Raw genomic sequence first — 12,581 nt, 5'->3', positions numbered from 1 at the left:
TCTCTAAATAAGATTGGTCCTGCCGCCCATCTGACGATCCCCCTGAACTATCCCCTTTATTTGCTTTTTGAATTCTACTAAAACTTTTCCAACCACAGCTTTATCAGATTCATTTCCATCTCCTACTCTCACAAATAATGGAATATCTCCATCTTGGCTTGTTATTAAATCCAAGACACATTGTTTTAAGTCTGGTCTATGATCCCGAGAATATCCTTTCTTAATAAAAATTGGTCTTTCTTTAATAATTTTTTCTTCTTCCTGTTTCTCTTTATCTTCTTCCCTTTTATATTCTCCATCTAAATGAAATGATGTGGAATCTAAATGGGAGTATTTAAGGTCTATTTCAAATTTTTTAATTACTTCTAAAACTACTTCAATAAAAATATCATTTAGTCCATATTTATATAATTCATCCATTACTCTCCCAATTTTATCATCATTAAGGTAATCAGGTTTAATTCTTTCTCCTAACAATTTCTCAATGGCTTTATCTTGAAAAAACTGACTGAATAAATATAGAGGTCTTAAAACAAATCCTAGTCCATTGATTAAAATAGACTTAACTACTGTACCTGCTGAGATTTTTTCTCTAACATCTATTCCTAATTTATTATTAATTATTTTGACTATTCCTATTTCATCAATTAAACCAGCTACTATCCCTAAATGGTCTAAATTTTTAACTTGTATTTCTTCTAAATAAGACATTTTTCGCTCTTTTTTTACAGAGGAAACAACTTAAGCAATTATCCCACTTTTTTGTCTTCAAGAGCTTAAGCAATTATACTTAATTATTAACCCCAGGCTTGTAGTATTTAATGCTACTTTTTGAAGTGCGGAATCTGGGCTGTAAGGTGGGCATTGCCCACCCTACGGGCTTGTGCTAAAAAGCTTTTGAGTTATTGTTATACTAATATTTAGCCTCTGCTAAATCTGCATTGAATTTATCGCACCAGAGTGTTACTTCATTGTATTTATCTGGGTTAAAATCGAATGGTAAACGATAGATTTGTTTTCCTTGATCTAAATTTAAGCCAGAAAATAAAGTGTCTTCACTGAATTCATCATTTAGAGAAAACCCTATTTTTGGATCTGGTGCGCCATCAAATTTAAAATTATCTTGAAGAACTAAATAATGAATTTCTCCTTTTTTAATTATTTGAAATTCTCCACTTACTGTATGGCCACCTTGTCCAATAAAGCTACCGGTTTCGATTAATTGTCCTCCCCTCAAAATATCTTCTGCTTTTACTAATGTGGGACTCATCGCAATAGTTAATGCTGACAATAGCCAAATTACTTGTTTCATCATTTTACCCATTAATTGTAAGTTTTTTTTCAATAAAACTTATGTTGATTGATTTGATGTTTTTAGTATGTTGGATTTATCTGAGAATTTCATGACTCAATTGTGAATTAATCCTGAGAATTTGTTAGATTAGAGATGCTAATACTGGTCAGTTAAGAAAAATTGTCTGTTGAGACAAGCTTTCTTGAGCAGGGGATGCAGGGGGAGCAGAGGGAGAAAATGGGACTTCCTCCTCTGCGTCCCTTAATTAGAGCGTTTCGAGCTTAACCGAGCAGTATTGTGAGGTACACTTAATATCTAACTCCTAACTCCTAAAACTAGAAAACTGTGTACCTGACAAGTATGAAAAATACTATATTAAGTATTATTATTTTGTAAATTTTTAATTGTTTATGGATAAACAAGAGTTATTAAAGATTATTGAGAAAGCTAGGGGTGAAGAGTGGGAAGAACTTGATTTAGCAGGGAATGAGTTGACGGAACTTCCGCCAGAGATTGGTTCTTTAGTTAAGTTGAAACGCTTGATTTTAGGGAAATGGGATTCAAAAAAAGTTGAATTGATAGGTAATAATATTAGTTTTTTACCAAAGGAAATCGGACAATTAACTGCTCTTCAACAACTCTACCTCAGTGGAAATCAACTAACAGAGATACCAGCAGAAATCGGACAATTAACTTCTCTTCAACAACTCTACCTCAGTGGAAATCAACTAACAGAGATGCCAGCAGTAATCGGACAATTAACTGCTCTTCAAATACTAAACCTCAGTAGAAATAAACTAAAAGAGATACCAGCAGAAATCGGACAATTAACTTCTCTTCAAATACTAAACCTCGGTTTAAATGAACTAAGAGAGATACCAGTAGTAATCAGACAGTTAACTTCTCTTCAAGAACTCAACCTCATTAGAAATCCTTTGGTAAACCCACCGATTGAAGTTGCTAACCAAGGAATACAAGCAATTCGCAATTATTTCCGTCAAATAGAAAAAGGAAAAGATACACTTTTTGAAGCAAAACTGATTATTGTTGGGGAAGGAGGGGTAGGAAAAACAACATTAGCGAGGAGAATTAATAATCCTAAGTGTCCCTTACCTGAAGAAAAAGAATCTACCCAAGGAATTGATATTCAACAATGGAATTTTGTTATGGAAGGACAAGAAAAAGACTTTCGGGTGAATATTTGGGACTTTGGAGGACAAGAAATTTATCATGCGACCCATCAATTTTTCTTAACCAAACGGTCAGTTTATGCAGTGGTTGCCGATAATCGCCAAGAATCGCCCAATTTACCTTATTGGTTAGAAATAGTTGAATTACTCAGCAATAAAAGTCCTGTTTTGTTAATAAAAAATGAGAAAAAAGATCAAAAAGTTCAAATTAACGAAAAAGAATTAAGAGCAAGATTTGAGAATATTAAAGAGTCTTTACCCACGAACTTTGCTGCTGACAATCGTGGTTTAACGGATATTATTAATAACCTAAAATTTCAATTACAACAATTACCCCATGTAGGAACGACTTTACCAAAAACTTGGATTAATATTCGGAATGAATTAGAAAGACTTTTTAAAGAAGAACGAAAAAATTATATTTCTTTGAATGAGTATTATAAAATTTGTGAAGATATGAAAGTAACAGACAGAACTTTTCAACTAGAAATCAGTCAATTTTTACATGACATTGGGGTAATTCTACATTTTCAAGATGACCCAATATCTACTTTATATAATACAGTGATTCTTAACCCAGAGTGGGGAACCGATGCAGTGTATAAAGTATTAGATGAACCGACAGTTATTAATCAACTAGGACGATTTAATAACACAGATTTAGGCAATATTTGGAATGAAGCTAAATATGAAACAATGCAACCACAATTATTAGAATTAATGCTGAAATTTAAGTTATGTTATGAACTACCCAAGGAGAAGAATACTTATATCGCACCTCAACTATTAACCAAAGAACCCCCTGAATATGAATTTAATACCACCCAGAATTTACAATTAAAATATGAATATGAATTTTTGCCCAAAGCAATCATTATCCAGTTTATTGTGGAGATGTCCCGTTTAATTGATGAATCGAAAGTTTGGCAAAAAGGAGTCGTCTTAAAAAGAGAATCCAATGGACAGATAACTTATGCGGAAATAGTGGAAAGTTATAACCGAAGAGAAATTAATATTAGATTGGATGGAGAGGATAAAAGAGAATTCTTAGGAATTATTACGAACAAACTGGAAGAAATTCATGAAAGCTATAATCAATTACAAGTTAAAGCGTTAATTTCCTGTAATTGTGAAGTTTGTAAGGATAGTCAAAAACCGTATCTTCATTCGTTACCCGTCTTAAAAAATTTCTTAAACAAAAATAAGACAGAAGCGCAATGTCAAAAAAGCGGAATTCTAGTACCTATTTGGAACTTAATTGGTGAGATAATTGGGGAAGATATTTACAAAAGAATTACCAGTGAACGAGAAAGAATTACTAATCAAACTAATAATTTTTTTAATGATTCTCCATCAACTGAGTCACCTAATCCACCTGAATCACCTCAGCCAACCCCTCTACATCCTATAGAGAGACGTAATTTACAAGTTGGAATTATAGTATCAATACTGACTCTAATAGTAACATTTTGTGGATTAGTTTTTACTAATATCTGGAATCCTTTTAAACCATCTAACAACAATAATCAAAATCAGCAAACTAAACCATCACTAACACCATCACCGACACCATCACCATCACCATCACCATCACCTAGTCAACCATAACTCTTACCATTGAACTTATAGTTAATTCAAAAGATGTTTATATTGTAGGGGTCAACGGCCGTTGACCCCTACGGGGATGTATACCTGGAGTTTAGGAAATTGGTATTATCTTGCTTATAATTTAATCAAAGTAACTGCAATATTTCCTGAGAAACAAACGTCTACATCTGTTCCTTTTGAATGTTCCCTGTTGGCGTATTCTCCATAATAATAACACAAGTCTCCTTCCACTCGATAATTAACTGGTAAAGGATGGGTACTACCTTGACAAAAAATAATTTTAGGTTCTGGGGAACTTGTTTCTAAATGAGGTAAGTTAACGTTCCAAAAACTACCCGTTTCTAAGGTTTTATCCCAAAGAAAGTCTAACACTTTTTCTGTCCATTTGGTAGCTAATTCCCAGTTAATTGTTAAGGGACGTTTAATCCAATGAGAAATTGCAATACCAGGAATACCGTGCATTGCTGCTTCTCTAACTGCTGCTACAGTTCCAGAAATATAGACATCAACACCTAGATTTCCTCCTGCATTAATTCCAGAAAGAACCCATTTAGTATGTTTATTAAGGTGTTTTACGGCAATTCTAGTACAGTCTGCTGGCGTACCATCTATTGCGTATTCTGTCAAGGAACGCTTATCTATATGAATGGGTTTTTGGGTGGTGACACGGTGTCCACAACCGGAATGGGGTTCTTTTGGGGCAACAATAATTCCCTCTCTTCCTAATGCTTTTGATAAGGCACGAATTCCAGGGGCATCAATACCGTCATCATTGGTTAAAATAATTGTCATAATAATATTTTACTGCTTAGTTTTTTGAGTGAATAAATAAATATCATCTTTCTTATATTTTAAATTAAAATTATCATTTTGTCCAACCTTTTCTTTGATTGTTTCGATTAATTCTGGAGAACTTTCTCTCCCTGGATGTCGTTGATTTAATAAGATGTAATTGAATTGGTTAAAATCCCAAGATTCTGATCCATTTTCGGCTAATTTTATTATAGCACGTTGACTTAAATGGGGAGCAATATAAGTGGATGTTAAGACATTTCCTTGAGTCGAAATTTTACTAATTGCTTCTTTTGTTGCTTTCCAAGTATCTACAGATTCTAAATAACGAGAGGGAAAATAACCGTATTTAGCTAATGCTAAAAAACAAATTAATGACCAAGTTATTATATATTTATTTTGGCGAAACCAACTTTTTTTTGCTGATACAGTCATGATTAATACAACCATTAAAAAAGGAATAATGGGTAAAGAATATTGATGTAATAAATCTTTTTGTAGAATATTTTGAGATAACAAGTTCATTGCTAAAGTAGGAACTGCACTAATTAAAGGTGCAATATATTGCCAAGATAATCCCCAAATCACAGGTATTAATAATAGTAGTAAATATTCTAAATTGGGTAAATTAAATAATCCTTGTAATAATAACCAAGGTTTAAAGATTAAGTTTTGAGCAATTTCAGCAAAAGAATTACCTAGATAATTAAATCTTTCCAAATGACGACTAATATTAGCACTATTGTCACTAAAAATAGGAATAATTAAACGGGTACTAATAATAAACCAACTTAATCCTAACCCCATAGCAATAGATCCTAATTGCTGCTTTTTTTGAAAACAAAATAACCATAAACCCATAAATATTATTGTTAAAGATAAGACACTTTTACAACTTAAAGTTATTATAATAGCGAATATAAATAATATTATACTGTTCTCAAAAGCTCCTAAAATTGCCCACAAAATCGAAGAAACAGCAATAACATCGGGGTGAAAGTCAAATAAATTAATATTAAATATTAAAGGATAGAGTAGATAAACGATACTAATAGTTAATGATTTTGATGGAGTTAAACCATGATATTGACTTAAATAATAGATGGGTAATGCACCAAAACTTAAAACAAATGCTTGTATTAATAATAACCAATAAACAGAAGGATAAATTTTGTAAAATAAGGCTAAAGGATAAAAAATCAATGCAGCATGATCACCTAAGATATGAATGTTTAAGAAAGAAGAAATTGGGTTTTCTCCTTTACTGATTAAATAAACTGCTTGATCAAAAATAGCCAAATCCCAAGCAGTTGATTGAAATAAAATATGTTTTAAACTACTACAAATAAAAAGAATCACAATACTTATTTCAATTATGACTAAGATTGAAATAGGTTTTAAATAAGATAATTTCATTTATTTTTTAGATATAAGTTATTACTAATTAGCGTAAGTATCATCTACTTTTTTAGGAGGTAAATAACCTGATTGGATCGGAAAAGGAATTTCAATAACTTCTGCTTTATACCGTTTATGAAGTTCTTTTAAAAACTGATGTCTTATTTCTAAATGTTCAAAAAATTCTTGTTCATAAATGGTCAAGTAAATAGTGAGATTAATGCTAAAGTAATCAAATTGATTATAACGAATAAACGGTTTGTTAAGATCTTCTTCGTTGGATTCTTCCAGAGATTCATATTCTATAACTCTGTTTTCTAAAAGGCTATTTGCTACTTCTAAGGTTATTCTTTCTACAGTCTCTAAATCACTATTATAGTCCACATCTAGGGTAACAGGAAGGACAAAAAATTTATTAGGTAAGCTAAAGTTTTTGAAACTTCCTGAGAGTATTTTAGAGTTAGGAAGAACTAATAAATTATCGGTTATTTCTTGTAAGACAGTATATTTTAATTCCACATCAACAACATAACCACTTTCTCCACTCGCTAAGCGAATATAGTTCCCTGGTTGTACCTTTCCTGACATAACAATACTAACCCCAGATATCAAGTTTGTTAAGGGACTTTGCAACGCTAAACCAAGAGAGACACCACCCACTCCCAATGCAGTTAATAAAGGGGTTATTTGAATACCAATGGATTGTAATATGATTAAAACACCAAGACTATAAATAACAACTTTGGTGAGTAATTCAAATAAGGAGGTTAAGGGAGAAATTCCTTGTTCATTAGTGGTATAAGCTTTTAGTAACCCTACTAATAAACGAGAAACAATAAGGGTTGCTGAAGCGAGAAATGTAGCAATGAGAAACTTATTGATAATAAGCTGAATAGCTGGAGGAATGGGATAAATGTTTGTAGCAACTGCTACCCCTCCCAACGAAAACCAGAGAATACTAAATCCTTGAATGGAATCAATGATAATTGTGTCGTATTTCCAGTGAGTTTTAGCAGCAAGTTTTTGTATATTTTTAATCACTCGCTTTTCAAAGACAATTCCTAGAATAAACCCACAGAGAATGGCCAGCAAGGGACCAACCATTTTGATAACATCTTGTATAGTGATATTAAAGGAAAAGTTCATAATTTTAAATCCTCTAACTTTCTGAAGATTATAATACTGAATCCATAATTTATCAAGGTGATTTTTATAGACTAGGTGAGTTCGGAGTTCGGAGTTCGGAGTTCGGAGTTCGGAGTTCGGAGTTATAATTTTTTTAAGGAGATAATGAAGGTTTTAGTCTTCTCATTTGAGTCAGTTTTCTAGAAATTTCCTTATATCGAACTCAAGTATAGACTATATCACTATGTATTCTGTTTAACAGGTTAAATAAATTTTTCGTATCTCAGAATGATATTATTTATTGTTAACGAATATTTGGTAATTTTAGTTTTTTATGTTCCTCTGTTACACAATTATTTTCTAGTTTAGGGGGCAAAACTTGCCGATGTTTACGAAAATTTAGGGGCAACAATCGATAATATGGGAGAGGATTAGGTAATTCTATATGAGAATGTTTACTATTTATTTTTTCTGCTAACTCTAAATCGAAAGTATAACTATCTTTGGTCTGGGTATCCATTAGTTCAATTGTACAGTTCACCGGATAGTAATGATGGGTTGTGATAGTAAAAGAAGCATGGGTTAGATGGTATCCTCTTTGGGTTTCTAGGATTAATTCCCCAACGAGAAAATCGTGATCAATATCATCGGGAATAACTAAAGTATGGTTAAAGCGATAGGGTAATTTTTCCTCTGACAATGGGTAATCAACTCTCAGTAAAGTTTCGTCGCTTTCGGGATCAATTAATTCATAACGTAGTTTAGCGTTTACAGCAATTTCTCCCTGTATATCGCCTATGTCTATTCTTCCCGATAAATTAATTCTTTCTCCTGCATTAATAATAAAGTTATCTTCTTCTAAACTAATCTCAGGTGAAGGGGTTGTTTTTAAAGGATGCTCATTTATTTGACTCTCTTGTTGTTGCTGTTTATTGTTTAATTCAATTTCTGTTTTCTCTTGTAATAGTTTTTCTAATTGGTCTAAATACTCTTGTGCTTTATTATACTTAGTTATTTGAGCTTGTGATGTACCAGGAGAATTAGGCAACGAATTTTGTTTAGCAATGGGTAATATATTTAGATTAATGCTTTCTCTCCAACCTTCTCCTAACAACTCTGAGAAAATATCTCCATAACAAGAAACACGCAAAGAGGTTCCGGGGTTTAATTCTGTAAAGGGGACAATCATCACTAACCCCTGGGAATTAATACGACGTTGATGATATAGTTGCTCTTGATCTGGGGTGCTGATATGAACATCAACCAGACTATTATAACGGTTCGATTTCGCTAAGATGCGGTATTTTCCTGGTTCTAATTCTAAGTTAGAAGAATTAGCAGGATACCATTTAATATCATCATATTTTTGGATCAAAAATTCCCAGGATGTCATGGTCTTTAGGGTGTGGAGTAGCTCATTATTTTGTATGTCTGTTCAGTTGTTCTTTAAGTTCCCCAACTTGATTAAATAATTCGCTTTGTGTCATTGTTTGTTGTTCTTTGCTTTGCAACCATTTCAGTTGCACTGTCTGATTAACTGCTTCTTCCTCTCCCAACACAAGACAAGCGATCGCCCCACTACGATCAGCCCGCTTAAACTGCTTACCAAAGGCACTCCCACTCATGTCTAATTCAACGGTTAATCCCTCTGCACGTAATTTTTGGGCCAAAAGTAACCCCTGTGCTTCTGCTGCTTCTCCTCGGGAAACTACATAGATATCGGGGGAGGTTTGGGGAGAGGGTTGTAATTTTTTGAGCAGGATAATTAATCTTTCCATACCAATGGCCCAACCGACGGCCGGGGTTGGGTTTCCTCCTAACTCTTCCACTAACCCGTCATACCTTCCCCCACCACATACCGTTGCTTGGGCCCCTAAATCATCGGAAATGATCTCAAATGCAGTATGGGTATAGTAATCTAAACCTCTGACTAAACAAGGGTTGATGTTGTATTCAATGCCAAGATCCGTTAACAGTTGTTGCACTTGGTCAAAATGTTTTTTGGAAGCATCTCCTAAATATTCCAAGATGCTAGGAGCATTTTCATTAATTTCTTTGGTGCGTTTGGCTTTACTATCGAGTATGCGTAGGGGGTTTTTCTCTAAGCGATCTTGAGAGTCGGGATCTAATTCTTCCTTGTAGGGGAGAAAATAGTTAACTAATGCTTCTCTGTAGTTTTGTCTATCATTGCGATCGCCGACGGAATTAATATCTAGTTTCAAACTTTGTAGTCCTAAAGTTTTCAAGATATCTGTAGCTAAGGCAATGACTTCTACATCTGCGCGAGGATCACCAGTACCGATTAACTCTAACCCTATTTGATGAAACTGTCTTTGACGGCCTGCTTGGGGTCTTTCGTAACGAAACATGGGGCCAAAATACCAAAGACGTTTTACTCCACCGGCAGCGTATAAGTTATTTTGTAAGTAAGCACGGACAACTCCTGCTGTACCTTCGGGACGTAAAGTTAAAGAGCGATCGCCTCTATCCCTGAAAGTATACATTTCTTTGCCCACCACATCCGTTGCTTCTCCTATCCCTCTCTCAAATAAAGAGGTTTGCTCAAAAATAGGGGGACGTATTTCATAGTACATGGCACGACTGAGTATTTGTGTCGCAACAGTTTCTACATATTGCCAGTATCCGATCTCTTCTGGCAGAATATCTTTCGTTCCTGGTGGTGTTTGTATAGTACCCATTGGGGTGTGTTTTGCCTAAAAATTTCCTAAGCTCGATGATAACTTGTTTTGAGCAACATCAGCATTGACCATCTGAGCATTGTCCCAGAAGTCCTCATCTAATTCAGGAATATCTGAGTAGTCTATATCTTCATCAGAAAGTTCGTCTAAACGAGATAATTGTTCTTTACTCAGTTGAGCTTTTTTGTGAGGATCGGGTGTGTAGTTAACGGTTGTCATAACGTTTTACCTCTCTACTGTTAGCTTTTCTTGCTGAAATCAAACGAATTACTGAACCTCTGATGGTTTGACATACTCCCCCGTTACAACGTAGTTTAACGGGGGATTCTCTCCACATCACTGCTAGAAATTCCTTGTTCAACGAGACAACTTAGATTATCAATGTTGCCATTAACAATCCAGAGGTCGGACTCTCCCAAGGCGTTTGGGTCGGTTTCTGTATGCCCTACAGTACCGTTGAGATGTTCTCCCAAGTATTTCAAACCCTTCTTGATTCAGCGCGGTCTTGGGGGAAACCCCAAGACCGCGCTGAATCGCTTTTTAAGAATATTAATTGCTGCGTTATGATCCCTATCTAAGACTGTTTTACAGTTTGGACATTGATGAGTTCTGGTACTTAATGATTTTTGAACTCTTGTGCTACAAACTGAACAGTCTTGAGTAGTGAAATGGGGAGGCACAGCAATACAAACGATGCGATAAATCTTGGCAAAATAATTCAACCACTCCGTGAATTGATACCAAGAAGCATCAGAAATTGATTTAGCAAGTTTACGGTTCTTTACTAAGTTTCTAATCTTTAAAGCCTCGTAGACCACCAGATCGTTAGACTGGACTAACGCCAAAGCATCCTTAATTGCTCTGTCTTTACGTTGTCTTGATACCTTAAGATGAAGCTTGGCAACTTTAACCCGTTGCTTGGTAATTGCTCACCGCAATAAAGAATCTGTCTTGACAACATAAAGGTAAAATCGGGGATTTTTATGTATAGTGGGGGTTATGACCACAAATGCTACCATTGATTCAAAGCTAGTGCAGCTTGGCGAAAGTAATCCACCAGATTTTTACAGAAACTTTCGTGACTAGCCACGACAATGTGTTTCAATGAAACTAACGGACGAATCTCGAAGTTGATGTCCATGATAAAAGCATTGCCAATTAACCTCTCCAACCTACAGAAAACAGTACTCCAACAAATAGTGGGAGGGACAACAAACCCCTATCGCCTTGTTAGACGAGCCAAGCTAATCTTAGCCGCAGCATCAGGAGAGAGCAATAGTTCGATTAGTCGAAGATTAGAATTAGACCGAGTACAAGTGCGTCAGTGGCGATCGCGATGGTTTGAGGAGAGAGAAAAACTGAGTGCCGCCGAAGAACAACAGGTAACGGAGAAAGCATTAATGGTCTTGATCAAAGGAATTTTAAGCGATCGCCCAAGACCTGGAACAACAAAATCCTTTACGGTCGAACAAGTAGTCCAGATTGTAGCGATCGCTTGTGAAGAATGTGAAAAATCAGACAGACCAGTGAGCCATTGGACACCTTCAGAGTTGGCGGATGAAGCCATAAAAAGAGGAATTGTCGAAAAGATTTCCCCCCGTAGTGTGGGGCGTTTTTTAAAAAGAAGCGACATTACAACCACATCTCGTTCGTTACTGGTTAAATGCCAAAATTGATGATCCCTTAAAATTTAAAAAGCAAGTCAAATATATCTGTGAACTTCATCAAGAAGCTAAAACTTTGTTAGAACAAGGAATTCATTTAATTAGTACAGATGAAATGACAGGAATTCAAGCTCTTGAGAGATTATTTCCGAACAAAAGAATCAAGCCTAAACAAGTAGAAAAAATCGAATTTGAATATGAAAGACACGGAACTTTAAGCTTGATTGCGAACTGGGATGTGGCAAGAGGAAAAGTTGTTAGTCCCTCTATTGGACCGACAAGAACAGAACAAGATTTTTCTGAACATATCCAGAGAACGATTAAGATTGATGAAAAAGCAGAATGGATTTTTATTGTAGATAAACTCAACACTCATAAATCGGAAAGCTTAGTCAAATTAGTAGCAGAAAGCTGTGGAATTACTATTGATTTGGGGAGAAAAGAAAAGGAGGGGATTTTGCAATCTATGGACAGCAGAGCAGATTTTTTATCAGATGAATCTCATCGAATTCGCTTTGTTTATATTCCCAAACATACATCGTGGCTTAATCAAATTGAGTGTTGGTTTTCGATCTTAGTCCGGCGTTTACTCAAAAGAATTACTGTCCGTTCAACTGAAGAACTATCCCAAAAAATTCTCAATTTTATTGATTACTTTAATCAACATTTTGCTAAGCCGTTCGTTTGGAAATTTAAGGGCTTTAAAGATCATAAGTGACTGGTGGATTATTTTTGCTAAGCTGCACTAGGAATTAATGCTGGTAGTTTGAGTGCTGCTGACTTTGCTTTTGCTGCTTCTCTGTAACATCTC

General features: G+C 34.8%; 10 protein-coding genes and 2 pseudogenes. 3 read left to right on the top strand and 9 right to left on the bottom strand.

The window, feature by feature from the left end:
* Window positions 1-9: 9 nt before the first annotated feature.
* Both CWATDRAFT_RS24500 and CWATDRAFT_RS24495 read right to left on the bottom strand, forming a co-directional pair.
* Window positions 10-711: pseudogene (locus tag CWATDRAFT_RS24500) on the bottom strand (IS1634 family transposase); the annotation flags it as partial.
* 202 nt (window positions 712-913) lie between these two features.
* Window positions 914-1,315, bottom strand: coding sequence for a DM13 domain-containing protein (locus CWATDRAFT_RS24495; RefSeq protein ID WP_231585877.1), 402 nt, complete (start codon window positions 1,313-1,315; stop codon window positions 914-916).
* 389 nt (window positions 1,316-1,704) lie between these two features.
* Here CWATDRAFT_RS24495 and CWATDRAFT_RS24490 point away from each other — a divergent pair, with 389 nt between their 5' ends.
* On the top strand, window positions 1,705-4,092 hold the full coding sequence (locus CWATDRAFT_RS24490) for a COR domain-containing protein (RefSeq protein WP_007307526.1): 2,388 nt from the start codon (window positions 1,705-1,707) through the stop codon (window positions 4,090-4,092).
* A 114-nt stretch (window positions 4,093-4,206) separates the two neighbouring features.
* Here CWATDRAFT_RS24490 and surE read toward each other — a convergent pair whose 3' ends face one another.
* The 7 genes and pseudogenes from surE to CWATDRAFT_RS40445 all read right to left on the bottom strand — a co-directional run.
* Entirely contained in the window at window positions 4,207-4,884 is a 678-nt protein-coding gene (gene surE, locus CWATDRAFT_RS24485) for a 5'/3'-nucleotidase SurE (protein WP_007307523.1), read from the bottom strand.
* Window positions 4,885-4,893: 9 nt separating this feature from the next.
* Entirely contained in the window at window positions 4,894-6,300 is a 1,407-nt protein-coding gene (locus CWATDRAFT_RS24480) for a DUF2079 domain-containing protein (RefSeq protein WP_007307522.1), read from the bottom strand.
* Window positions 6,301-6,324: 24 nt separating this feature from the next.
* Complete coding sequence (locus tag CWATDRAFT_RS24475; RefSeq protein WP_007307521.1) at window positions 6,325-7,428, bottom strand: mechanosensitive ion channel family protein; 1,104 nt, start codon at window positions 7,426-7,428, stop codon at window positions 6,325-6,327.
* Window positions 7,429-7,711: 283 nt separating this feature from the next.
* Window positions 7,712-8,800 carry a hypothetical protein gene (locus CWATDRAFT_RS24470; protein WP_007307520.1) on the bottom strand — a complete coding sequence of 363 codons (1,089 nt, stop codon included), beginning with the start codon at window positions 8,798-8,800 and terminating at the stop codon, window positions 7,712-7,714.
* Window positions 8,801-8,825: 25 nt separating this feature from the next.
* The gene (gene hisS, locus CWATDRAFT_RS24465; RefSeq protein ID WP_007307519.1) at window positions 8,826-10,106 is read right to left on the bottom strand and encodes a histidine--tRNA ligase; all 1,281 of its coding nucleotides are present in this window, start codon (window positions 10,104-10,106) and stop codon (window positions 8,826-8,828) included.
* Between the two features lie 15 nt (window positions 10,107-10,121).
* A complete protein-coding gene (locus CWATDRAFT_RS24460) occupies window positions 10,122-10,325 on the bottom strand; it encodes a hypothetical protein (RefSeq protein WP_007312594.1) in 204 nt (67 codons plus the stop codon).
* Between the two features lie 95 nt (window positions 10,326-10,420).
* Window positions 10,421-11,026: pseudogene (locus CWATDRAFT_RS40445) on the bottom strand (RNA-guided endonuclease InsQ/TnpB family protein); the annotation flags it as partial.
* A gap of 174 nt (window positions 11,027-11,200) precedes the next feature.
* Between CWATDRAFT_RS40445 and CWATDRAFT_RS24445 the strand changes: the two are divergent.
* Window positions 11,201-11,782 (top strand): helix-turn-helix domain-containing protein, encoded by a 582-nt coding sequence (locus CWATDRAFT_RS24445; protein ID WP_007303979.1) that lies wholly within the window; start codon window positions 11,201-11,203, stop codon window positions 11,780-11,782.
* A 64-nt stretch (window positions 11,783-11,846) separates the two neighbouring features.
* Window positions 11,847-12,488: a transposase gene (locus CWATDRAFT_RS24440; protein ID WP_007305065.1), complete on the top strand. Its 642-nt coding sequence runs from the start codon at window positions 11,847-11,849 to the stop codon at window positions 12,486-12,488.
* The last annotated feature ends 93 nt before the right edge of the window (window positions 12,489-12,581 follow it).

This window comes from Crocosphaera watsonii WH 8501, from assembly GCF_000167195.1.
GTDB classification, from domain to species: domain Bacteria; phylum Cyanobacteriota; class Cyanobacteriia; order Cyanobacteriales; family Microcystaceae; genus Crocosphaera; species Crocosphaera watsonii.
This window is presented reverse-complemented; position numbering and strand designations above follow the sequence as displayed.